This window comes from Mesorhizobium sp. YC-39 (assembly GCF_025753795.1).
Lineage (GTDB): Bacteria > Pseudomonadota > Alphaproteobacteria > Rhizobiales > Rhizobiaceae > Mesorhizobium.
In genome coordinates this window covers 1-21,028 of record NZ_JAOWPS010000001.1, presented here as the reverse complement: position 1 = coordinate 21,028, position 21,028 = coordinate 1, and the positions used below count along the sequence as shown (strand labels likewise).

The window sequence follows — 21,028 nt, the reverse complement described above, 5'->3', positions numbered from 1 at the left end:
CCGCCGGCCGGAGCCGGCGGTGCTCCCTGGACAGTCATAAAGGGGCAGGACAGTCCAATGATCCCCAAGGGATCGGTTTCAATGTCGGATCTTCCTTGGCCAGGGACATCGGCCGAACGGATGAATGATCGGAATATCGGATTCGATTTTCGGCAAGGACGCGCGGCGCGGCGCCGTAGCGCTCGATCTGTGGCGCCCGCTGAAAACGAAAAAGGCCGGAAGGGGATCCGGCCTGTTCGCATCTGCTTGATTTCCCTGAAGGAAACTGGAGCGGGTGAAGCGATTCGAACGCTCGACCCCAACCTTGGCAAGGTTGTGCTCTACCCCTGAGCTACACCCGCTCGCGCGGCTTTTGGGCCGCAAGCCGCGCCTATATGGCTGAAGAGCGCGGCGATTGCAACAGGGAAATCGCAGGCTTTTTCGACGGCGCCCGGCGGCGCAAACAAGGCCCTCGCAACGGTGGCGGCTAACGGAATCATGGTCCCCTGGCGCAACGGTCTTGTCTCGGCCACGTCATTGGCCGTAAACGGCTTGACCGGAACCGCGTCGACAGGAAGCCTGATGCCGAAAACCGAAGCAGAGCTTTTCGCCTTTCTCGCCGATCTCGGCATCGACGTCTCGACGCGGCGCCATCCGCCGCTGTTCACGGTCGCCGATTCGCAGGCGCTGCGCGGCGAAATCGCCGGCGGGCATACGAAGAACCTGTTCCTCAAGGACAAGAAGGACAATTTCTTCCTGGTCAGCGTCGACGAGGAGGCGGAGGTCGACCTTAAGCAGATCCATCATGTGATCGGCGCCGCCGGCCGCGTCTCCTTCGGCAGGCCGGAGATGCTGATGGAGCTGCTCGGCGTCGTTCCGGGCGCGGTCACGGTTTTCGGGCTGATCAACGATACGAAGCTGCGGGTCAAGGTCGTTCTCGACCAGGAGTTGATGAGCCATGCGGTGATCAACGCCCATCCGCTGACCAATGAGGCAACGACGTCGATTGCCGCCGCCGATCTCGTCAGATTCGTCGAGGCAACCGGGCATGATGCTGCTATCTTGAAAGTCTCGGCATAAGCGCCACATGGATGGCGGAAAAGCCGGATGGCTGAAAAACCGACTTCTGGAGACAAGACGTTGCGCCAGGCCGAAGCCGGCGGCGCGACCGAAAGGGCGATAAGATGAGCGATAACAATCCATTTGGCGGCCAATTCGGCAGCAATAGCGGCCAGTACGCCACATCGGTGCAGTATGGCGGCGCCGAGGCGGCGCCCGCGAAAGTCGCGCTTGGCGAGGCGCCAGCCGACGTCATCAAGGACACAACCACCGCCACATTCGCCGCCGACGTCATCCAGGAATCACGCCGTCAGCCGGTGCTGGTCGATTTCTGGGCGCCGTGGTGCGGCCCCTGCAAGCAATTGACGCCGCTCCTGGAAAAGGCGGTGAAGGCCGCCGGCGGCAAGGTCAAGCTGGTCAAGATGAACATCGATGACCATCCGTCGATCGCCGGCCAGCTCGGCATCCAGTCGATCCCGGCGGTCATCGCCTTCAAGGACGGCCAGCCGGTCGACGGCTTCATGGGCGCCATTCCAGAGAGCCAGATCACCCAATTCATCCAGAAGGTCGGCGGCAAAAATGGCGGTGCGCCGCAGGTCGCCGAGGCGCTCGCGGCGGCGGTGGAGGCGCGCGAGGCCGGCGACGCGCAGACAGCCGCCGACATCTACGAGGCGATCCTGGAGCAGGCGCCGGAAACGATCGAGGCGATCGCCGGGCTAGCCGACCTTCTGTTCGAGGCCGGCGATGCCGAGGGCGCGGAAGTCGTGCTGGCGCGGGCGCCGGAGGCAAAGAAGGATGCACCGCCGCTCGCCGCGGTGCGCGCCAAGATGGCGCTTGCCGCGCAGGCATCGGCGCTTGGCAATCCGGCCGAGTTCGAGCGGCGCCTGGCCGACAATCCCGGCGATCACCAGGCACGGTTCGATCTCGCCATGATCCAGAACGCCCAGGGTGAGCGCATGGCGGCGGCCGACAATCTGCTGGCGATCGTCAAGGCGGATCGCACCTGGAACGACGATGGCGCCAGGAACCAGTTGCTGCAATTCTTCGAGGCCTGGGGAATGACCGACGAGGCGACGCTATCGGCGCGGCGCAAATTGTCGTCGTTGCTGTTTTCCTGAGCCGGCGCTGTTTTTGACCGTTGGCCTTGCGGCCGGCGACGGCTGCGCCAGATAGGACCGGTAGGTCGGGCCGATGGTCCGTTTCGTTCTCCCGACGACAGGCTTGCGCGTGTCGGGTGGGAGACGTACGGGTTTGATGCGCTGTTCTTGTTTTTATGCATGTCGCTATCGCAAAAACCGCTACGCACTCTTGCGCGACATGCATTGGAAGCGTCGGGAGGATTGAGGTGCAAGCGGGAAACGCGCATTACCGGCTGGGCACGGATCTGCCGTCGACCATTCCGATCTTTCCGCTCGAAGGCGCGCTGTTGCTGCCGGGAGGCCGCATGCCGCTCAACATCTTCGAGCCGCGCTATCTGCAGATGGTGGACGAGGCGATCGCCGGACCGCGGCTGATCGGCATGATCCAGCCCAGTCTCGACGGGGCGCTGCGCGCCGATGGCGATCCAGAGCTCTGCAGCGTCGGCTGCGCCGGGCGCATCATCGCGTTTTCCGAGAGCGGCGACGGCCGCTATCTGATTTCGCTGCAAGGCGTGTGCCGGTTCCGCATCGTGCATGAACTCTCCGCCAAGACGCCGTTTCGCCAGTGCCGTTTCGCGCCCTTTCTCACCGACCTGGACGAAGACCAGGCGGAGGCCGGGATCGACCGGCCGGCACTGCTCAGGGCGTTCCGCGCCTATTTGCAGGCCAATGATCTGGAAGCCGACTGGGAAAGCGTCAGCCGCGCGGAAAACGCCATGCTGGTCAATGCGCTGTCGATGATGGCGCCCTATGGACCGGCCGAGAAACAGGCGCTGCTCGAAGCGTCGGATCTGAAGACGCGCGCCGAAACGCTGATCGCCATCACCGAAATGGCGCTGGCGCGCGAGAATGAGGATTTTGGTTCGAGTTTGCAGTAAGGTGCGTCGATATTCAGGTGACGCCGGCCTGACCTGAATCTCAACACACCTTAGGCTCTCAGTTGGCTGAGAAAGAGGAAGTCGATGGCGGCGGACGGGCGTGACGGCAAGAAGATCGATGTCGATCCCAAACTGCTGGAATTGCTGGCCTGTCCGCTGACCAAGGGGCCGCTGGCCTGGGATCCGGAACGTGGCGAACTGATCTCGAGGGTGGCAAAGCTTGCCTATCCGGTGCGCGACGGCATCCCGATCATGCTGCCTTCGGAAGCGCGCTCGATCTCGGCCGAGGATGTGCTGTCGCCGCCTCCGCCGCGCCTGGGGGGGCCTGCTTGAAGCGTCGCGGCGGTACAGAACCCCTGATGCCGGTGGGACAGCACCCCCCTCTGCCTTGCCAGGCATCTCCCCCGCAAGGGGGGAGATTGGCTGTCCATTCTGCTTTCGCCAATCTCCGACGTTAGAGAAGGAGCGCGGCCAGCGAAGCTGCCAATCTCCCCCCTTGCGGGGGAGATGTCCGGTAGGACAGAGGGGGTGTGAAGGATCGCTACGTCTCCATATCCTATTGAAAATTGCGCCCCCTGGGCATGACCCTTTCCGCCTTCCCCGACAGCGTTGCGATATTCTGCCGGTCGTTTTGCACGACAGGTGCGTCGGACTTCTCCTCCAGTAGCGTTGCCAGCCAGGGCGTCAGGTCCTCGATCTTTTCGGCGACGATATGGATGACGTCCGATTCCGACTGCAATTTGCCAGTGACGCGGACGAACCTTGCTCCCATGACAATGGGCCGGTAGCGGGCAAAGGTCCGTTCCCAGAAAATGACGTTGGCGACCGCCTGCTCGTCTTCCAGCGTCAGGAAAATCGCATTGCCTTTGCCCGGGCGCTGGCGCACGAGCACGAGGCCGGCGACGGAGACCCGCCTGCCATCGCGCACCGAAGGGAGGCGCGCATTCGGCGTGACCCCGGAGCGGTCCAGCCGCTCACGCAGAAAGGCGACCGGATGGGCTTTCAGCGACAGGCCGAGCGAACGGTAGTCGTGGATGACATGCTCGCCGAGCGGCATTTTCGGCAGCTTCGTCTCGGGCTCGAGATCGCGCAGGCGGATATCCTTCTGGTCGAACAGCGGCAGCATCTCGGCGGCACTCTTGCCGTCAAGCGCGCGGACCGCCCAAAGGGCTGCGCGACGGTCGAGGCCGATCGAGCGGAAGGCATCTGCTTGCGCCAGTTTTTCGATCTCGTCGACGTCGAGGCCCGAGCGCAGCCAGACATCCCTGACACTCTCGTAGCCTGAACCGCGCCTTTGGACAAAAGCCTCCATGCGGTCTTTCGAAAGCCCCTTGATCTGACGGAAACCCAGCCGCACGGCATGATTTGTCTCGATCACGCCGCGCATCCCGGCGTGGCGCGCGAGAATGCGGCCAGGATCGAAGGCCGATGCCTCCAGGGCGCAGTCCCAGCCGGAGAAATTGACGTCGGCCTCGCGGATGTCGACGCCATGGTCGCGCGCATCGCGGACAAGCTGCGCCGGCTGGTAAAACCCCATCGGCTGCGAATTCAGGATCGCGGCGCAGAACACGTCAGGATAGAAGGTCTTGAACCAGCAGGAGGCATAGACGAGCAAAGCGAAGGAGGCGGCGTGGCTTTCGGGAAAGCCATATTCGCCAAAACCTTCGATCTGCTTGAAGCAGCGCTCGGCGAAGTCCTTTTCGTAACCCCTGCCGACCATGCCGTCGATCATGCGCTGGCGGTAATTGCCGATGGTGCCGGTGCGCTTGAAGGTGGCCATGGCGCGGCGCAATTCATCGGCCTCGCCCGGCCGGAAGCCGCCGGCGACGATGGCGATCTTCATCGCCTGCTCCTGGAACAGCGGAACGCCCAGCGTCTTGCCGAGGATCTTTTCCAGTTCCGGCTTGGGGTATTCGGGTTTCTCCTTGCCTTGCCGGCGGCGCAGATAGGGATGCACCATGTCGCCCTGGATCGGGCCCGGCCGCACGATCGCCACCTCGATGACGAGATCGTAGAAGGTGCGCGGCCTGAGCCGCGGCAGCATCGACATCTGGGCGCGCGATTCGATCTGGAAGACGCCCAGCGTGTCGGCGCGACAGATCATGTCGTAGACCCTTTCGTCCCTTTCCGGCAGCGTCGCCAGCCCGAGCGGACGGTCATATTCATCCCGGACATCGTAATGGCTGTGCAGAAGGGAGAAGGCGCGCTTCAGGCAGGTCAGCATGCCGAGCGCCAGCACGTCGACCTTAAGGATCTTCACCGCGTCGAGATCGTCCTTGTCCCACTCGACCATCTTGCGCTCGTCCATCGCGGTCTTGACGATGGGCACGATCTCGTCGAGCCGGTCCCTGGTGATGACGAAGCCGCCGACATGCTGGGACAGATGCCGGGGAAAGCCCATGATCTCGTTGGCGCGTTCGATCACCTGCCTTGCCAGTGGATTGGTGCGGTCGATGCCGCCGGCGTGGGCCTCCTTCTCGCCGAGCTCCGAGGTCGACCAGCCCCAGATCGAGCTGGACAGCGCGCTGCGGACATCCTCGGACAGGCCCATCGCCTTGGCCACTTCGCGCAACGCCGAGCGGCCGCGATAGCTGATGACGGCGGCGGCCAGCGCAGTGCGCTTGGCGCTGTATTTCGAATAGATGTACTGGATCACCTCCTCGCGCCGCTCATGCTCGAAGTCGACGTCGATGTCGGGCGGCTCGTTTCTTTCCTCGGAAATGAAACGTTCGAACAGCGTGTCGATCCTGTCGGGCCCGACTTCGGTGATGCCGATGCAGAAGCAGACGATCGAATTGGCGGCGGAGCCGCGCCCCTGGCAGAGAATGTCTTGGCTGCGGGCGAATTTGACGATGTCGTAGACGGTCAGGAAATAGCGGGCATAGTTCAGGCGCTCGATCAAGGCGAGCTCTTCCTCGATGCGCTGCGTTACGGAAGCGGGGACGCCCGCCGGATAGCGCGTGGCGGCCCCCTCCCTGGCCAATCGTTCGAGCTCGGCCTGTGGCCCGAGGCCCGATTCCGTCGGCTCGTCGGGGTAGTTGTATTGGAGGTCGCTGAGCGAGAAGGTCAGCTCGCCGGCAAAGCGCAGCGTTTCCGCCAGCGCCTGCGGATGGCGGCGGAAAAGGCGGGCCATCTCGACTGGCGGCTTCAGGTGACGCTCGGCATTGGCCGCCAGCTCCAGCCCGACCTCGCCGACGGGCACATTGAGGCGGATCGCCGTCAGCACGTCCTGCAGCGACCGTCGCTCGGCGGTGTGGTAGAGGATATCGTTGGTCGCCATCAGCGGAATGCCTGACACCTCTGCCATCGCCGCCGCCTGCTCGATGCGGAAGCGGTCATTGCCGCGATAATCCGGCGCAACGGCAAGCCGCAGGTTCCTGCCAAAGCGATCCTTAAGCTGGCTAAGCAAATCGAGACTATCGCCAGCGCCTGCCGTCAATTCAGGCAGGACAGCGAGCGACAGCAGATCGCCCCATTCGAGAAGGTCGCTTCGCCTCAAAAGGGTCGCGCCCTTCTCGTTCTCGTCGCGCAGATTGGCTTGCGTCAGCATGCGGCAGAGATGACCCCAGCCCTTGCGGTCCTGCGGATAGGCGAGAATATCCGGCGTACCGTCGCAAAAAACCAGGCGGCAGCCCGGATGATAAGGAAGCTTCTCCACCTTGGCCTGTTGCCAGGCGCGCACGACGCCGGCCACCGTGTTGCGGTCGGCCAGCCCGATCGAGGAGAAGCCGAGGAACTTGGCCGCGACCACCAGTTCCTCCGGCTTGGAGGCACCGCGCAGGAAGGAGAAATTCGACTGGATGCCGAATTCGGCATAGGGAACGATGGTCAGCGCGTTCATGCGAAAACCCCATGCATGAACCAGCGCGGCGAGGTTTGCGATGCGCCGTAGAGGCCTTGGCGGTAGAGCCAGTAGCGGCGACCGTCGCTGTCCTCGATACGGAAATAATCGCGGGTCGGCGCATCTTCGCCGCACTGCCCCCGCCACCATTCCGGCGCGATGCGTTCAGGCCCTTCGGCGCGTGCGACGCGGTAGAGCGCGCGCCGCCAGCGAAAATTCATCGGCGGTCCCTCGGGCATTTCGGTGGCCGGCACCTCGATCGGTTCGGGCGAACGGAACAGCCGGATCGGGCGTTCCGGCGGGTAGATCGTGGTCGGCGGGTAGATCGTCATGGGCGGATTTCTGCCCGACTTCCTCGGTGGCGAGCTCCTCTCCGGAACTTCCGAAAAAGGGACGGTGGCGACGGCACGCTCCGGCAAATGGCTCTCGACAATGACCGGCCGCAGGACCGCGCCGTCGCCGAGGCGGGCGCGGATGCGGTCGGCGAACAGCGCGATATCGGCGTCGCAATCGTCCGTCTCGCCGGTCAGATCCGCCTGCTGCATGTCGAAGGCAGCCGCCGTCAGCACCGAGAGACGCACGAGGTCGAAGCCATAGCCGGCATCGATATCCTGTTCGAGCGCGGCCAGCCTTTCGTGAAACAATTTCTGGATCATCAGCGGTTCGCGCAGGGGACGCGAGGTGCCGACAGCGATGCGGCTGACGGCGCCGTCGACGCGGAAAAGCAGCAGCGCCAGCCTTCTCGCGCCCTCGCCGCGGCGTTCCAGATCGGCCTTCAGCGTCGTCGCCAGCAGCCTCACCAGCCGCTCTATGTCGTCGGTCAGCATGATTGGTTCGGCGAGGTGGCGTTCGACCGAAAGCGGTGCCACCGGCAGGCGCGGCGAGACGGCCTCGTCGAGACGGCCGAGCGCCTGGTCGAGGCGCAAAAGCAGGGTTGCGCCGAAGCGGCGGGCAAGCGGCGCGCGCGGTGCCGCCATGACGGCGCCCGCCGTGCGCAGGCCGACGCTTTCCAGGCTGGCGCGGATGTCGGGCTCGATGCGCAGCGCCGCCAGCGGCAAGGGGGAAAGAAGCGCCTCCTCCTCGCCATTCTCAACGATGCGGTCACCGGCAAACCGCGCCGCCGCCCAGGCCGCACCGGGCGTGGCGGCAAGGGCGGCGCGGACGTCAAAACCCTGATGGAAAAAGCGCGCCAGGATGTCGTCCAGCATCGCGCGTTCGCCGCCGAACAGATGGGTACAGCCGGTGACGTCGAGGAATAGGCCATCGATCCCGTCGAGCGCCACCAGCGGGGTGTAGCGGTCGCACCAGTCGGCAAGGCCTTCGAGCAGGCGGCGGTCGGCCTCCGGATCGGCCTCGACGACGTCGATCGAGGGATGCATGGCGCGCGCGTCGGCAATGCCCATGCCGCGCTTCAGGTGAAGCGCCTCAGCCCGCTCGTCGAGGGCCGATATGCGCTGGGCGTTGCGGTCGCGATGGCTGATCACGAGCGGTGGGTGAGATGGCGGCAGGTGATGCGACGGCCGGGAACGCCACGACCGCCCCAGACGCTGGCGCAGGATCCTTTCGGCGGCGAGATGCGGGAACCACAGGGACAGGATTCTTTGTCCGGTGTTCCCCGGCCCTTCTTTCCTCGAAAACATGTTCATCGGGGTTCCACTCCAGTGAGAATTGGCCAGGCAGAGCGGTGCGGCTCTTGCCGATGCTGACGGTGAAGGCGGGCCGGCCGATCGAGCCGGCGAGCGGCCCGGCGATCGTGGCGCGGCTTGCGGAAGAAGCCGCCGATACGATGAGCCGGACGGGCGCGGCGGTCGGCTCGGCCTCGCCGGCCTGGCGCAGCAGGAACAGCGGCCGGCCGGCACTCTGCGCGCGGGCGTGCAGGCGCCGTGTCGCGGTGAGGTCCAGCCGCTGCGGACTGCCACGGATTTCGAGGATGACGGCGGTGAGCGCCGTCATTCTTGCAGCCTCCTCCGCGACCCACAGCGCATCGACAAGCCGCGGCGCCTCGGAAAACAGCAATTCTCCCGGTTCGATGCCGAAGGAGGTGTGAAGCCCCCTGGCATAGGGAAAGCCAGCCTCGCGAAAAATCTCCGATGTGCCGATCCACAGGACCGGCAAGCGCGGCTCTCGCTTCAGGATCAGACTGACAAGCGCGAGGGTGAAGCCGGCAACGGCCCCGGCGCCACGGGTTTCAGCGCCATGGATCTCGGTTAGCGCCGCTTTCGGCAGGCCGCCACTGAGCGCGGCATCGAGAGGCGCGGCGCCGGTGCGCAGAAAGGCATCGGGCGGCGCCACGGCGAGACCGCGCCGGACGATGGTGACATCGATCTCCGGCGTGATCCCGGAGCCGACATCGTTGTCAGCGCGCGCGCCCGGCCGCTCGCCGACCGGCGCCTGCAGGCGCTCGGACAGCGTTCCCTCGATCTTCGCGATCTGGCGGCGCAGGGCAAAAACAGTCTCCCGCGCCACGGCGGTCATCGCCATGACGGTCAGCTTCCACTCACAATTGTTCCTGTTATGTTCCTATTGATTCCAGAGGGGGGCGGAAGAGTCAAGCGGAGTCATGGGGAATTTATTCCTGTCCGGCCCGCACGCATCCGGCGCCCCTGCCCCGCTCATTTGCCTCCCCCGGCGCGAAAGCCTATATGGCCGGGAAAGGACAAAGCATGGCCCGCATCTACAAGACCCGCACCTGGCACGCCGAGCTTTCGCCGTCGATGGAGGAAATCGAGTTCCTGGCGCTGGAGGCCTATGCCCATCTGCCGGAGGATTTCCGCAAGCTGACCGGCGAGATCGTCATCCAGATCGCCGAATTCCCGACCGACGAGATCATGGACGATCTGTCGCTGGAAACGCCGTTCGACTTGCTCGGCCTGTTCGAGGGGCGCGGCATCGCCGAGCGCTGGAATCCGCAGACCGGCGAGGGGCCGAACCGCGTCACGCTCTACCGCCGCGCCATCCTCGACTACTGGGCCGAGAACGAGGAGACGCTGGGCGACATCGTCACCCATGTGCTGATCCACGAAATCGGCCACCATTTCGGCCTGTCGGACGATGATATGGAGAAGATCGAGGAGTCGGCGGAGTAACCCCACGCTTCGTCATCCTGGGGCGGAGCAAGGAGCGAAGCGACGCGGCGCAGACCCCAGGATCCATGCCGTGACGCTGGTGCAGTGCTCTGGCGGTGCAGAAACGAACGCTCACCCATCCGGTTCCGGGGGTAAACGGGCAAACGGCCATCCCGATCGGTCGGTACGATCGCACTAATCCTGATCCGCCGTGCTCTTCGACAAAGGTAACGGCATGGATCCTAGGGTCTGCGCTCCGCTTCGCGTTCGCTCCGCCCTAGGATGACGAAGGACGAGCACTCAACGACATGATGTCACCAATCGCTGAGCTTGGTGTCCGGCCCGTATTCCTGGCCCTCGACATCCTTCACTATGGCCTGGCCGCAGCGCATGGTCTTGGTCCTCTTGTCATAGGCATAGGTCGGCGATCCGAACAGGTGCCAGCCCTTGTTCAGTGCCGCCGTCACCTTGTGGCAGAAGGTGGTATCGTCCGGAGCGCTGAGAAAGCGGTAGAGTTTCATTTTTCGACCCTGTCGTGAATTGAAGTCGCATCCGTCGAGCGCGCATCATGCGCCGACGGCGGCCGCCTTCGCCAGCAGTTTTTCGGCCTGCGCCAGATGCAGCCGCTCGACCATTTTGCCATTCAGCGCAATCACGCCCTTGCCGGCATTTTCGGTCCGCGAAAAGGCGTCCTTGACCGCGCGCGCCTCGGCCACCGCCTCGGCGGACGGCGCAAAGGCCCGGTTCGCGGCCTCGATCTGGGCGGGGTGGATCAGCGACTTGCCGTCAAAGCCCATGGCGGCCGCTTCCGCGCATTCGCGCGCCAAGGCATCGGCATCGCGAAAATCGTTGAAGACGCCGTCGAGGATATCGAGGCCGCCGGCACGCGCGGCCAGCACCATCTGCATCAGCCACGGCACGAGATAGCGCCGGTCCGGCGTGGCGAGAATGCCGGTTTCCTTCACCAGATCGTTCGTTCCGGGAACGAAACAGTCAAGCCGCGAGGCCGGATCGCGGCCGAGTTCAGCAATGGCGCCGATGTTGAGCAGCGCCTTGGGCGTCTCGATCATCGCCCAGAGTTTTACTTCGTCCGGGACAAAATTGTCGTCGAGGACATCGCCGGCCTCCAGAATGTCGCGCGGCGTGCCGACCTTGGGCAGAAGGATGCCGTCGGGCTCACATTTCGCCGCGGCCAGCAAATCGTCGGCGCCCCATTCGCTGGACAGCGCATTGACGCGTATGACCATCTCGCAACGCCGGTCGGGGCGGTCGGCGAAGATGCCGGCAAGTTTTTCCCGCGCGGCGATCTTGTCGGCCGGGGCGACGGCATCCTCGAGATCGATGATGACGGCATCGCAGGCCAGCGACGGCAGCTTGGCCAGCGCCTTGTCGTTCGAGGCCGGGATGTAGAGCACAGAGCGGCGCGGGCGATAGGTTTGCGTCATGTCCGATCTATGCCGCCTGAAGCGGGCCGAGGCAAGCATGCAGGGAAATCGGGCTTGCGTTCTTGGTTCCTCGCCCCCGCGAAAGCGGGGGAGAGGTGGCCCGGCGAAGCCGGGTCGGAGAGGGGGACGACACTCGTGAAGCCAAACCCGGTGAGGGATAGGGCGCGAGACTGAAGCCTATCAGGAACTACTGAGACAACGAGACGCCGCGAAGGCCTCCCTCCGTCCCGGCTTCGCCAGGCCACCTCTCCCACTTCGTGGGGCGAGGAATCCAGGTCCTGCGAAGGCAGCGCTCCTGCACGAAAACTGCACGTCATTGCAGGAAATCTCCTCCAGTCCGCCCCGCCGCGTCCTTGCCGGCACGCGAAAGAGGCGGGCATGCAAGAGCAAAAAAATCCCCGCTGGCACCTGCCGTATCGGCTCCGAAACGAAGGCTGGTGGCTCACCGACCCACCTGGGACGCGCCCTGTCGCCACCCTGCTCCCTTTCATCCAGAGGTCCGCGCCGAGATATCCCGGCCGGGCCATCACGAAAGCCTGGTCATGACATCCTACCTTCCGGGCGCGCCGAGCTATTGCAGCCGCTTCGGCGTCGCCATCCTGCTTGCGGCACTGGCGGATTTCCTCTTCTACGGCCAGCCCGCCGGCATCAATTTCTTCCTGTTCGCCATCCTGATTGCCGGTGCGGTCGTGGCCGTGCATCCCTCCGCCTTCGGCGATGCCAGGCTCTGGCTCAAGCCCACCGTCTTGCTGGTCGCGTTGCTGCCGATGGTCGAGAATGCCAGCCCCCTGTCCGTCTCGATCGGGCTTGCGGCCCTGGCCATCTTTGCGCTTTCGCTGACCGGGCGGCTGCGGCATAACCTTGCCCGCATTGCCGGTCAGCTTCTGGCCTTCGTGCTCATCGCGCCCTTTCGGTTCGTCCATGACTTCTTGCGCTGGCGCATGGCGGTGCGGTGGCTTGGCCAGCGCCGCATACGCTTCGCGGCAATCGCCGTCTGGATCATGCCGCTGGTGCTTGGCATGGTGTTCCTCGCGCTGTTCGGCGCCGCCAATCCGGTCATCGAATACTGGTTTTCGCTGATCGATCTCTTCGCCCTGCTCAAGCTCATCCAGCTGCCGCGGCTGATCTTCTGGCTGGTCGTGCTTGCCGGTGTCTGGGCCTTTTTGCGGCCGCGCCTGCCGCGAGTTCTCCGGCGCATTCCGCGTCTGGCGGCGGCCGTGACCGCCAAGGCGCCGCCGCCGGCAAAAACCGCCACCACGATCGAGGACATCGTCTTCGGCAAGGCCGCCATTTTGCGCGCGCTCATCGTCTTCAACATGCTGTTTGCGGTGCAGACCGCGCTCGACGCCGCCTATCTCTGGGGCGGCGCGGCACTGCCCGATGGCCTGACCTATGCCGCCTATGCGCATCGCGGCGCCTATCCATTGATCGTCACGGCGCTGCTTGCCGCCGGCTTCGTGCTGGCGGCGCTGCGACCCGGCAGCGCCACATCGGGCGATCCGCTGATCCGCACCCTGGTCTATGCCTGGGTGGCGCAGAACATCGCGCTGGTCGTCTCGTCGATCCTGCGGCTCGACCTCTATATCGGCATCTATGCGCTGACCTACTGGCGTGTCGCCGCCTTCGTCTGGATGGGGCTGGTGGCGGCGGGCCTTGCCCTCATCATCGCCCGCATCGCGCTGGAAAAACCCAATGAATGGCTCTCTTCCGCCAATCTTCTGACGCTTTCAGCGACGCTCTATGGCTGCTCTTTCATCAATTTCGCCGCGCTGATCGCCAACTACAATGTCGACCATTCCCTCGAAATGACCGGTAAGGGCATTTCACTCGATGTCGGGTATCTGCATTCACTCGGCCCTGCCGCGCTGCCGGCATTCGATCGCTTCATCGAGCGACAGAGCAAGACGATTGCTGTCGGCGAGCCCGCTTACCGCGCACTCATTGCCGTGCATAAATCGGACAAAGCCCGCTACCGCACTGCTCAGGAAAACTGGCGCGCCTGGAGCTTTCGCGACTGGCGGCTTCTTCGCTACCTCGACAGGCAAGGCCCGTTCGTGGTTCCTGACGGTTTCGAACCCTTCGCGCCGGGCCGCTGACAATGCCGCATCACATCCTTGTCGCCGACGATGACCCGCACATCCGCGAGATCATCTGCTTTGCGCTGGAAAAGGCCGGGATGAAGACGCTTCCCGTCGCTGACGGCGCGGCCGCCTTGCAGGCGATCGAACGCCGCGCGCCCGATCTTGTCGTGCTCGACATCGGCATGCCCGAGATGGACGGGCTGGAAGTGTGCCGGCGGCTCAGGCAGCGCTCCGACGTGCCGGTGCTGTTCCTGTCCGCGCGCGACGAGGAGATCGACCGCATCCTGGGGTTGGAAATGGGCGGCGACGACTATGTCACCAAGCCGTTCAGCCCGCGCGAGCTCGTCGCCCGCGTCAACGTCATCCTGCGGCGCGCCCGCCCGGCGCCGGTCGAGATCGACGACCGGCATTTCTCGCACGGCAGGCTCACCTTGGCGCCAGCCAGCCACACCGCCAGTTTTGGCGACAAGACGCTGGCGCTGACCGCAATCGAATTCTCGATCCTGAAAGGGTTTCTGGCGCGCCCGGCGCATGTGCTCGACCGCGAGACGGTGATGGCCAGCGCCTATACCGCCAATATCCATGTCGCCGGCCGTACCGTCGACAGCCATATCCGCAACATCCGCGCCAAGCTGGCGGCGGCCGGCTGCGAGGATGCGATCGAGACCGTGCACGGCGTCGGCTTCCGGCTCGGCAAATGCGGCGCGTGAGCGCGCAAAAATGGATCGGCGGCAAATGGCGGCCGCGGCTGGCCACGATCGTCATTGCCATCCTGATCATGGTGATGGCACTGCCGCTGGTCGGCCTGTTCTTCTTCCGGCTCTACGAGAACCAGCTCATCCGCCAGACCGAGGCCGAGCTGATCGCGCAAGGCGCGGTGCTCGCCGCAATCTATGCTCAGGATGTGCGCGAGGCCGGCATTCCGGCCGAGAAACTCGGCGCCACAATACCCGCCGATGGGAATGAATATTCGAGCAGAAGCGCGGAGCCTGACACACGCTACCGCCCGATCGAGCCCAGCCTCGATCTCGCTTCCGATTACGTTCTGCCGACCCGGCCAGCCGCCACTGCCGCCGCGATCGATCCTGCCTTCGCGGCGATCGGTTCGCGTCTGTCGGGCATCCTTGCCGAGACACAGAAAACCACGCTGGCCGGCTTCCGGCTCCTCGATCCCACGGGCGTTGTCATTGCCGGGCGCGAAGAGGTCGGCCAGTCGCTCGCCGACGTCGAGGAGGTGCGCGAGGCCCTTTCCGGCCGCTATGCCAGCGCGCTCAGGCTGCGGATCCCCAACCAGCCGGCGCCGCCGCTCTACTCGGTCAGCCGCGGCACAAAAGTCCGCGTCTTCGTCGCCTTGCCGGTCACTGTGGCCGGCAAGGTCGCCGGCGTCGTCTACCTGTCGCGGACGCCCAACAACATCGTCAAGCATCTCTATGGCGAGCGCGGCAAGGTGACGCTCGCGGCCATCGCCATTCTCGGCGGCACGCTGCTCATTGCGCTTGTCTTCCTGCGCACCGTCAGCCGGCCGATCTACGCGCTGATGGAGCGGACACAGCGCATCGCCGCCGGCGACCGTACGGCGATCCGGCCGCTCGAGCATCACGGCACGCGCGAGATGGCCGAGCTTTCGGCCGCCTTCCTCGACATGGCGGAAAAGCTGCATGCGCGCTCCGACAGTATCCAGACCTTCGCCACCCATGTCTCGCATGAGCTCAAATCACCGCTGACGGCGATCCAGGGCGCGGCGGAGCTGCTGCGCGATTCGGGCGCCGCCATGGACGAGGCCGAGCGCAAACGGTTCTCGAACAACATCGTCACCGATGCCGGCCGGCTCAATCTTCTGGTGCGCCGCCTGCTCGACCTGGCGCGCGCTGAAAACCTCGCGCCCAGTGGCGAAACCACATCGCTTGGCGCCGCACTGGCGCTGCTGCCCGTGGACAAGAGACTGGCGGTCCATGTCGAGGCGGGCGGCGACATCGGCCTTCGCATCTCCAGCGAAAACGCGGCCATCGTGCTTGCCAATCTCATCGACAACTCCGCGCGGCATGGTGCGAGCCTGGTTTCGCTCCGCGCAACAAGCGCGGGAGGCAAGGCCATCGTCGTGGTGAGCGACGATGGCGCCGGCATTTCGCCGAGCAACCGGGACCGCATCTTCGAGCCATTCTTCACCACGCGCCGCGATTCGGGCGGCACCGGCATGGGGCTCGGTATCGTGCTGGCCCTCCTGAAAGCGCATGATGGCACGATCCGGCTGGTTGACTCCGGGCGCGGCACGCGCTTCGAGATCATTTTGCCGGTTGCGTAGGATGCGGCCGGGCGGATCGGAGAAAAGAGTGCGCTACGACATCGTCATCATCGGCGGGGCCATCGTCGGCTCCTCGATCGCCTACTATCTGCGTGAGGAAGGGTTTTCCGGTTCGATCGCGCTGATCGAGCGCGACCCGCAATTCGCCCATGCGGCGACGACACTGTCCTGCGCGTCCATCCGCCAGCAATTCTCGATCCCCGAAAACATCCGCCTGTCGCAGTTCACGCTAAAACTGTTCCGGCGGCTGACGGAGGTTTTTGGCGCGGATGCCGATATCGGCTTCCGCGAAGGCGGCTATCTCATCCTGGCCGGCGAGAACGGCCTGCCGATCCTCAAGTCCAACCACGAGGCGCAGATGGCCGAGGGCGCCGACATTGTGCTGGAAGATGCCGAGGCGCTGGTGCGCCGATTCCCGTGGCTATCGGCCGAAGGCATCACTGCCGGCGCCTATGGCCGCAGCGGCGAGGGCTGGTTCGACGCGCATGCGATGCTGATGCTGTTCCGCAAGGCGCTGCGCGAGAAAAACATCGATTTCATCACGGCCGATGTCACCGGCATCGAGCGGCAGGGCGATCGCGTCACCAGCGTCAGCCTCGACAATGGCGACAAGCTCGAAGCCGGCATCGTCATCAACGCCGCCGGGCCGAATGCCGGCAAGGTGGCTGGCATGGCCGGGCTTTCGCTGCCGGTCGAGCCGCGCAAGCGCAACGTCTTCGTCTTCGAGGCGCGCGAGAAATATGCCGACATGCCGCTGCTGGTCGATCCCTCCGGGATCTATGTCCGGCCGGAAGGCTCGGTCTACATCACCGGCGGCGCCGAGCCGGAAGAGGGCGACGGCCCGGCCGATCCCATGGATTTCGAGCCGGACTGGCCGCTGTTCGAAGAGGTGATCTGGCCGGTGCTGGCGACCCGTATCCCGGCCTTCGAGGCGATCAAACCGACGCGGGCGTGGGCCGGGCACTATGACTACAACACGCTCGACCAGAACGCGGTGATCGGCCCGCATCCTGAGGTGACGAATTTCCTCTTCGCCAACGGTTTTTCCGGCCATGGCCTGCAGCAGGCGCCGGCGGTCGGTAAGGCGCTGGCCGAACTGATCGTGCATGGCGGCTACAGGACGGTGGACTGCTTGGCGTTCGGGTATGGAAGGGTTGCGGAGGGAAGGGCGTTTCGGGAATTGAACGTGATTTGAGGCTGGCGCTGCGCCCTATTCCTTCGTCATTCCAGGGCGGAGCAGGAGCGAAGCGACGTCGCGGAGACCCTGGAATCCATGCCGTTACTATTGCCCAAGGGCGTTAGCGGTGCAGAATGAAGACTGCGCCGACCCGCGATAAAAGTTCTGCACCCCCGCGACGCTTCGACATCACGGCATGGATCCCAGGGTCTGCGCTCCGCTTCGCGTTCGCTTCGCCCTAGGATGACGAAGATGGGCTAAGCCGCCAGCCCTGCCCGCATCCAGATGCGCCTGCAGCCAGCCCAGCACCCGCGCCCAGCCTTCGGCATGCTCGGCCGCCGCCTCGGTGAGGCCAGCAAAGCCGCCGTGGCAGATGGTGAGGCGCGTGCCGACGGCGGTCGGCTCCAGCAGATAGGCAGCCGTGGTTTCCCGCCGGCCGAGCGTCGGGTGGTCCCAGTCGTAGCGCCTCGTCTGGACGATCCGGCGCGGCGCCTCGATCTCGAGGAATTCGCCGCTGGCCGGCAAGTCCTTGCCGTCAGCCGTCCTGACGATGACGCTCCAGCGGCCGCCGACGCGCAGGTCTGCTGACCAATCAATCATCCCGTCGCTGTCGGCGGAGCCCCACCAGCGCTCGACCTCGTCGGTGACGAGCGCCGCAAAGACCTGCTCCGGAGGTCCGGGAATTTCAGCTGAAGCCATGACCGTCTCGCCATTCGCCATGGCCTGCACCGATGCCTGTTCTAGGATCATCTTCCACTCCGCAAATAGTTGTTTCGCTACCGAAACGAGCGTCTCAGCCCTTGGACGCCGGGCGCGACAGACCTTTGCCGGTCTCCAGCAGGCTCTTCAGGCTCGACAGGACCAGCGGCCAGCCCTTGGCTACATGCTCCAGCAATTTGTGCGGGCCGTCTGCCTCATGGGTGACGGCGAGCTTCATCATGTCACCTTCCTGCTCGATGACGAAGGTGCAGCGTGTGTAGCCGTCGGCCTTCACCTCCGGCATGAATTCATTGCGCCATTTGATGACGATGCGCCTCGGCGGATCGATTTCGAGGATCTCGCCGCTGTCGGTGACGCGGCCGTCGGGGTAGGCCATCGTCCACGCCGAACCCTTTTTCCACTCGCACAGCATCCGGGCGCCGAGGAAATATTGCTGGTGGAATTCCGGCTCGGTCAATGCTTCCCAGAGCTTTTCGGGCGTCGTGCGGATGTAGGTGACATAGACGAAAGCGTTGCTCATCAGTCTTCCCTTTCAAGACGTTTCTTCAGATCGCTGAGGGCGGCGAGACGCCCCCGCTCGAACTTGCCGATCCAGCGTTCGGCGATCTCGTTGATGGGAACGGGGTTGAGGTAGTGCTCCTTCTCGCGGCCCTTGCGCATGGTGGTGACGAGGTTCGCCTCCTCCAGGATCGCCAAATGCTTGGTCACCGCCTGGCGCGTCATGTCCATCTCAGCGCACAGCGCGTTCAGCGTCTGCCCATTCCTGGCATGCAGGCTGTCCAGCAATTGCCGGCGGGTCGGATCGGCCAAGGCGCGAAAGACGGCATCCATGCTCATGGCTTTAATATGCAACCATTTGGTTGCATGTCAAGATGCCATGACAATCACGAAAGTTGCCTGCCGGTCAGCAAGGGCGATTGCGGAGGTCCGGTGGAAAGCGTCAGCGCTTACGGCCGAACCAGAAGGCGTTCGCCATGCGCGTCATGCCGATGCGCTCGTAGAAACCGACGGCGTCGGGCATGGAAATCAGGCTGACGGCGACCGATGGCCCGAGTTGCCGACGTGCCTCGTCCATCAGGCCCTTGCCGACACCAAGCCCTTGCGCCGTCTGGGAAACGGCAAGGTCCGAAATATAGCAGACCCAGGAAAAATCGGTGACGCCTCTGATAACGCCGGCCAGCGGTTTGCCTTCGATATCGAGGCGCGCGGTGAGCACCAGGTTGGCGCCGGCAAGCATCGCCCTCAGCCGAGGCTCGTCATCGACCGGACGCGTCTCGCCAAGGCCGGATTCCACCAGCACGCGGCGGAACTCGGCCGCATCGAGGGTCGGCTCGCTGGCATAAAGGATGCGGGAGTGTTCGCTCATGGCCGCAGATTGCACCAGAGAGCGACGATTTCGAAGCCGTTTTTGCTCGCCTCCTTTTGCTCCATCGACCGCGCACAAACAGTTGCCTTTTATTTGCCCGCGGCTTTGTGTAAACCGGCGGCAGTCAATCTCCCGCAACGGAACACGGGCAAAAACCATGGAAAAATTCACCAAGCTCACCGGCGTCGCCGCGCCCATGCCGATCGTCAATGTCGACACCGACATGATCATCCCCAAGGATTATCTCAAGACGATCAAGCGCACCGGGCTCGGCAGCGGCCTGTTTGCCGAGATGCGCTACAAGGACGACGGTTCGGAAAACCCGGACTTCGTGCTCAACAAGCCGGCCTACCGCAAGGCGCAGATCCTGGTCGCGGGCGACAATTTCGGCTGCGGCTCGAGCCGCGAGCATGCGCCGTGGGCGCTGCTCGATTTCGGCATTCGCTGCGTCATCTCGACCTCGTTCGCCGACATTTTCTACAATAACTGCTTCAAGAACGGCATCCTGCCGATCACCGTCAGCCCCGAGGATCTGGAAAAGCTGATGGACGATGCCTCGCGCGGTTCCAACGCGACGCTGTCGATCGACCTCGAGGCCAAGGAAATCCGTGGCCCGGATGGCGGCGTGGTCAGGTTCGACCTCGACGACTTCAAGCGCCACTGCCTGCTCAACGGGCTCGACGATATCGGCCTGACCATGGAGAAGGCCGGCGCCATCGCCGCGTTCGAGAAGAAGAACGCCGAACAGCGCCCTTGGGCCTGAACAGCAGGATCTGAGCCAATCGGCGCCGCTGGCGGAGCGGCGCCGATGGCCACGCGCGGCGGTTAACGGAGGACAGTCATGACACGTTCGCTTCTTGCTGCCACCAGTGCGCTGGCGCTGATGCTCCTATCCGCGACAGCCGCCTATCCCCAAACCCAGACGCCCGCCACCGGACAGGCGCCAGCGGACGAAAAGCCTGCCGCCGACCAGGATAAGGGAACGGATGCGGCCGACGCTGGCGACGACGACAAGCAGGCGCCGGTCCCGTTCGAGGGCGGTCAGCTCACCATCACGCAGCCGGAGCAGGACGGCGAGAGGGTGCTGGCCTATGACGGCAAGCAGCTGGCCAGCAACTACGACGTCTTTTTCGACAGGATCGTCAAGATCGGCGACGTCAGTGTGGCGCTGGTCGATGTCGGCGACGGCGGCAACCAATGCGGTCCGGCCAAGGTGATCGTCTGGAAGCCGGAAGGCGGCGAGATCCAGACCACGACCGTCGAGCAGGACGAATGCGGCGCGCCACCTGCGGCTGTCTCCGACAACGCCATCTATTTCGTGCCTTATCTGCTGCCGGGAGATTCCAAGCCGGCGCTGCAATGGTCGCCCACTGGCGGCCTGTCGACCTCTGGCAATCTCACCTACACGCCGGAACCCGGCACCGACTGGAAGGACGTCGATCCGGCGAAATACGACAACATCATCGATGCCTTCCACAATGAGGCCGTCTACAAGGAAGCCGAGAAACTGCTTGGCAAGGACATGCCCGACATGGCGACCAGCCTGCTGGTCGGCGGCGGCACCGAGAAGACCGCGTCGGGCGCCTTCTATGCCAGCGGCTGCGTGCCGCATGATTGCGGCGGCAATGACGGGTTCATGGCGGTCGACCCGGTGAAGCATACACTCTATTTCGCCCGCCGCGGCGACAATGGCGAACCGGATGCGTGGCCGGCGGTGACGACATGGCCGGCCGATGTGAAGGAAGCGCTCGACAAGGCGCTGGGGTCGGCGAACTGAGGTTCGGTGACCCTGCGCCTTCGTCATCCTCGGGCTTGACCCACTGCTGTCCGGTTAAACTGAAGATAGGCTGAAGATCATCTGTCTGTCGTCATGTTTGGGCGGCGGCGGGGTCTTGAGGGCGTCGATTGAGCGCCTGTGCATGATGTTGAGCCGCACAAGGCGGGCAAAGGCGAGCGGCTGTCTGACGGTTTTCTGT

General features: G+C 64.5%; 20 protein-coding genes and 1 tRNA gene. 11 read left to right on the top strand and 10 right to left on the bottom strand.

What is annotated here, in order from left to right; all coding sequences use genetic code 11:
- Window positions 1-266: 266 nt before the first annotated feature.
- Window positions 267-341: transfer RNA gene (locus tag OHD62_RS00105), tRNA-Gly, on the bottom strand.
- Between the two features lie 220 nt (window positions 342-561).
- Here OHD62_RS00105 and OHD62_RS00100 point away from each other — a divergent pair.
- From OHD62_RS00100 to OHD62_RS00085, 4 genes are all read left to right on the top strand, one after another.
- A complete protein-coding gene (locus OHD62_RS00100; protein WP_263780169.1) occupies window positions 562-1,059 on the top strand; it encodes a prolyl-tRNA synthetase associated domain-containing protein in 498 nt (165 codons plus the stop codon).
- A gap of 104 nt (window positions 1,060-1,163) precedes the next feature.
- Complete coding sequence (gene trxA / locus OHD62_RS00095; RefSeq protein ID WP_263780167.1) at window positions 1,164-2,156, top strand: thioredoxin; 993 nt, start codon at window positions 1,164-1,166, stop codon at window positions 2,154-2,156.
- Window positions 2,157-2,383: 227 nt separating this feature from the next.
- Window positions 2,384-3,055: an LON peptidase substrate-binding domain-containing protein gene (locus OHD62_RS00090; RefSeq protein WP_263780166.1), complete on the top strand. Its 672-nt coding sequence runs from the start codon at window positions 2,384-2,386 to the stop codon at window positions 3,053-3,055.
- A gap of 84 nt (window positions 3,056-3,139) precedes the next feature.
- Window positions 3,140-3,388, top strand: a complete 249-nt coding sequence (locus tag OHD62_RS00085; RefSeq protein ID WP_263780165.1) for a Trm112 family protein — start codon at window positions 3,140-3,142, stop codon at window positions 3,386-3,388.
- A 223-nt stretch (window positions 3,389-3,611) separates the two neighbouring features.
- Here the strand turns inward: OHD62_RS00085 and OHD62_RS00080 are convergent, their stop codons facing one another.
- From OHD62_RS00080 to OHD62_RS00070, 3 genes are read right to left on the bottom strand one after another with little or no spacing between them, the layout of a single operon-like run.
- Complete coding sequence (locus OHD62_RS00080) at window positions 3,612-6,896, bottom strand: error-prone DNA polymerase (RefSeq protein ID WP_263780163.1); 3,285 nt, start codon at window positions 6,894-6,896, stop codon at window positions 3,612-3,614.
- Complete coding sequence (locus OHD62_RS00075; RefSeq protein WP_263780162.1) at window positions 6,893-8,380, bottom strand: DNA polymerase Y family protein; 1,488 nt, start codon at window positions 8,378-8,380, stop codon at window positions 6,893-6,895. Before OHD62_RS00075 ends, OHD62_RS00080 begins: the two co-directional genes overlap by 4 nt.
- Window positions 8,322-9,377 (bottom strand): ImuA family protein, encoded by a 1,056-nt coding sequence (locus OHD62_RS00070; protein ID WP_263780161.1) that lies wholly within the window; start codon window positions 9,375-9,377, stop codon window positions 8,322-8,324. The genes OHD62_RS00075 and OHD62_RS00070 overlap by 59 nt, the downstream gene beginning before the upstream one ends.
- Window positions 9,378-9,559: 182 nt before the next feature.
- Between OHD62_RS00070 and OHD62_RS00065 the strand changes: the two genes are divergently transcribed.
- A complete protein-coding gene (locus tag OHD62_RS00065; RefSeq protein WP_263780160.1) occupies window positions 9,560-9,982 on the top strand; it encodes a metallopeptidase family protein in 423 nt (140 codons plus the stop codon).
- A 293-nt stretch (window positions 9,983-10,275) separates the two neighbouring features.
- Here the strand turns inward: OHD62_RS00065 and OHD62_RS00060 are convergent, their stop codons facing one another.
- Both OHD62_RS00060 and OHD62_RS00055 read right to left on the bottom strand, forming a co-directional pair.
- On the bottom strand, window positions 10,276-10,482 hold the full coding sequence (locus OHD62_RS00060) for a DUF1737 domain-containing protein (protein ID WP_263780159.1): 207 nt from the start codon (window positions 10,480-10,482) through the stop codon (window positions 10,276-10,278).
- Window positions 10,483-10,527: 45 nt separating this feature from the next.
- The gene (locus OHD62_RS00055; RefSeq protein WP_263780158.1) at window positions 10,528-11,406 is read right to left on the bottom strand and encodes an HpcH/HpaI aldolase/citrate lyase family protein; all 879 of its coding nucleotides are present in this window, start codon (window positions 11,404-11,406) and stop codon (window positions 10,528-10,530) included.
- Window positions 11,407-11,948: 542 nt separating this feature from the next.
- Here OHD62_RS00055 and OHD62_RS00050 point away from each other — a divergent pair.
- Genes OHD62_RS00050 through OHD62_RS00035 form a run of 4 tightly spaced genes read left to right on the top strand, consistent with a single transcriptional unit; the run spans window position 11,949 to window position 16,984 of the window.
- On the top strand, window positions 11,949-13,502 hold the full coding sequence (locus OHD62_RS00050) for a DUF4173 domain-containing protein (RefSeq protein ID WP_263780157.1): 1,554 nt from the start codon (window positions 11,949-11,951) through the stop codon (window positions 13,500-13,502).
- 2 nt (window positions 13,503-13,504) lie between these two features.
- The gene (locus OHD62_RS00045; protein ID WP_263780156.1) at window positions 13,505-14,197 is read left to right on the top strand and encodes a response regulator transcription factor; all 693 of its coding nucleotides are present in this window, start codon (window positions 13,505-13,507) and stop codon (window positions 14,195-14,197) included.
- On the top strand, window positions 14,185-15,789 hold the full coding sequence (locus OHD62_RS00040) for a sensor histidine kinase (RefSeq protein WP_263780155.1): 1,605 nt from the start codon (window positions 14,185-14,187) through the stop codon (window positions 15,787-15,789). The genes OHD62_RS00045 and OHD62_RS00040 overlap by 13 nt, the downstream gene beginning before the upstream one ends.
- 28 nt (window positions 15,790-15,817) lie before the next feature.
- Window positions 15,818-16,984 (top strand): NAD(P)/FAD-dependent oxidoreductase, encoded by a 1,167-nt coding sequence (locus OHD62_RS00035; RefSeq protein ID WP_263780154.1) that lies wholly within the window; start codon window positions 15,818-15,820, stop codon window positions 16,982-16,984.
- Between the two features lie 171 nt (window positions 16,985-17,155).
- Here the strand turns inward: OHD62_RS00035 and OHD62_RS00030 are convergent, their stop codons facing one another.
- The 4 genes from OHD62_RS00030 to OHD62_RS00015 all read right to left on the bottom strand — a co-directional run bounded on the left by OHD62_RS00030 (window position 17,156) and on the right by OHD62_RS00015 (window position 19,052).
- Window positions 17,156-17,716, bottom strand: a complete 561-nt coding sequence (locus OHD62_RS00030) for an SRPBCC family protein (protein ID WP_263780153.1) — start codon at window positions 17,714-17,716, stop codon at window positions 17,156-17,158.
- Window positions 17,717-17,759: 43 nt separating this feature from the next.
- The gene (locus tag OHD62_RS00025; RefSeq protein ID WP_263780152.1) at window positions 17,760-18,206 is read right to left on the bottom strand and encodes an SRPBCC family protein; all 447 of its coding nucleotides are present in this window, start codon (window positions 18,204-18,206) and stop codon (window positions 17,760-17,762) included.
- A complete protein-coding gene (locus tag OHD62_RS00020) occupies window positions 18,206-18,517 on the bottom strand; it encodes an ArsR/SmtB family transcription factor (protein WP_263782242.1) in 312 nt (103 codons plus the stop codon). Before OHD62_RS00020 ends, OHD62_RS00025 begins: the two co-directional genes overlap by 1 nt.
- Window positions 18,518-18,626: 109 nt before the next feature.
- On the bottom strand, window positions 18,627-19,052 hold the full coding sequence (locus tag OHD62_RS00015) for a GNAT family N-acetyltransferase (protein ID WP_263780151.1): 426 nt from the start codon (window positions 19,050-19,052) through the stop codon (window positions 18,627-18,629).
- Between the two features lie 157 nt (window positions 19,053-19,209).
- On the opposite strand from OHD62_RS00015, the gene leuD reads away from it, so the two are divergent.
- Together leuD and OHD62_RS00005 are read left to right on the top strand one after the other, a co-directional pair.
- Window positions 19,210-19,815, top strand: a complete 606-nt coding sequence (gene leuD, locus OHD62_RS00010; RefSeq protein ID WP_263780150.1) for a 3-isopropylmalate dehydratase small subunit — start codon at window positions 19,210-19,212, stop codon at window positions 19,813-19,815.
- 78 nt (window positions 19,816-19,893) lie between these two features.
- Window positions 19,894-20,829: a hypothetical protein gene (locus OHD62_RS00005; protein WP_263780149.1), complete on the top strand. Its 936-nt coding sequence runs from the start codon at window positions 19,894-19,896 to the stop codon at window positions 20,827-20,829.
- Window positions 20,830-21,028: the final 199 nt, after the last annotated feature.

What these genes read in the sequence shown, in the direction of transcription:
- OHD62_RS00085 (WP_263780165.1), top strand. Translation starts at nt 3,140, where the DNA reads ATGGCGGCGGACGGGCGTGACGGCAAGAAGATCGATGTCGATCCCAAA.
- OHD62_RS00060 (WP_263780159.1), bottom strand. Translation starts at nt 10,482, where the DNA reads ATGAAACTCTACCGCTTTCTCAGCGCTCCGGACGATACCACCTTCTGC.
- OHD62_RS00030 (WP_263780153.1), bottom strand. Translation starts at nt 17,716, where the DNA reads ATGATCCTAGAACAGGCATCGGTGCAGGCCATGGCGAATGGCGAGACG.
- OHD62_RS00070 (WP_263780161.1), bottom strand. Translation starts at nt 9,377, where the DNA reads ATGGCGATGACCGCCGTGGCGCGGGAGACTGTTTTTGCCCTGCGCCGC.
- OHD62_RS00100 (WP_263780169.1), top strand. Translation starts at nt 562, where the DNA reads ATGCCGAAAACCGAAGCAGAGCTTTTCGCCTTTCTCGCCGATCTCGGC.
- OHD62_RS00080 (WP_263780163.1), bottom strand. Translation starts at nt 6,896, where the DNA reads ATGAACGCGCTGACCATCGTTCCCTATGCCGAATTCGGCATCCAGTCG.
- OHD62_RS00040 (WP_263780155.1), top strand. Translation starts at nt 14,185, where the DNA reads ATGCGGCGCGTGAGCGCGCAAAAATGGATCGGCGGCAAATGGCGGCCG.
- OHD62_RS00015 (WP_263780151.1), bottom strand. Translation starts at nt 19,052, where the DNA reads ATGAGCGAACACTCCCGCATCCTTTATGCCAGCGAGCCGACCCTCGAT.
- leuD (WP_263780150.1), top strand. Translation starts at nt 19,210, where the DNA reads ATGGAAAAATTCACCAAGCTCACCGGCGTCGCCGCGCCCATGCCGATC.
- OHD62_RS00025 (WP_263780152.1), bottom strand. Translation starts at nt 18,206, where the DNA reads ATGAGCAACGCTTTCGTCTATGTCACCTACATCCGCACGACGCCCGAA.
- OHD62_RS00005 (WP_263780149.1), top strand. Translation starts at nt 19,894, where the DNA reads ATGACACGTTCGCTTCTTGCTGCCACCAGTGCGCTGGCGCTGATGCTC.
- OHD62_RS00055 (WP_263780158.1), bottom strand. Translation starts at nt 11,406, where the DNA reads ATGACGCAAACCTATCGCCCGCGCCGCTCTGTGCTCTACATCCCGGCC.
- OHD62_RS00065 (WP_263780160.1), top strand. Translation starts at nt 9,560, where the DNA reads ATGGCCCGCATCTACAAGACCCGCACCTGGCACGCCGAGCTTTCGCCG.
- trxA (WP_263780167.1), top strand. Translation starts at nt 1,164, where the DNA reads ATGAGCGATAACAATCCATTTGGCGGCCAATTCGGCAGCAATAGCGGC.
- OHD62_RS00045 (WP_263780156.1), top strand. Translation starts at nt 13,505, where the DNA reads ATGCCGCATCACATCCTTGTCGCCGACGATGACCCGCACATCCGCGAG.
- OHD62_RS00050 (WP_263780157.1), top strand. Translation starts at nt 11,949, where the DNA reads ATGACATCCTACCTTCCGGGCGCGCCGAGCTATTGCAGCCGCTTCGGC.
- OHD62_RS00020 (WP_263782242.1), bottom strand. Translation starts at nt 18,517, where the DNA reads ATGGATGCCGTCTTTCGCGCCTTGGCCGATCCGACCCGCCGGCAATTG.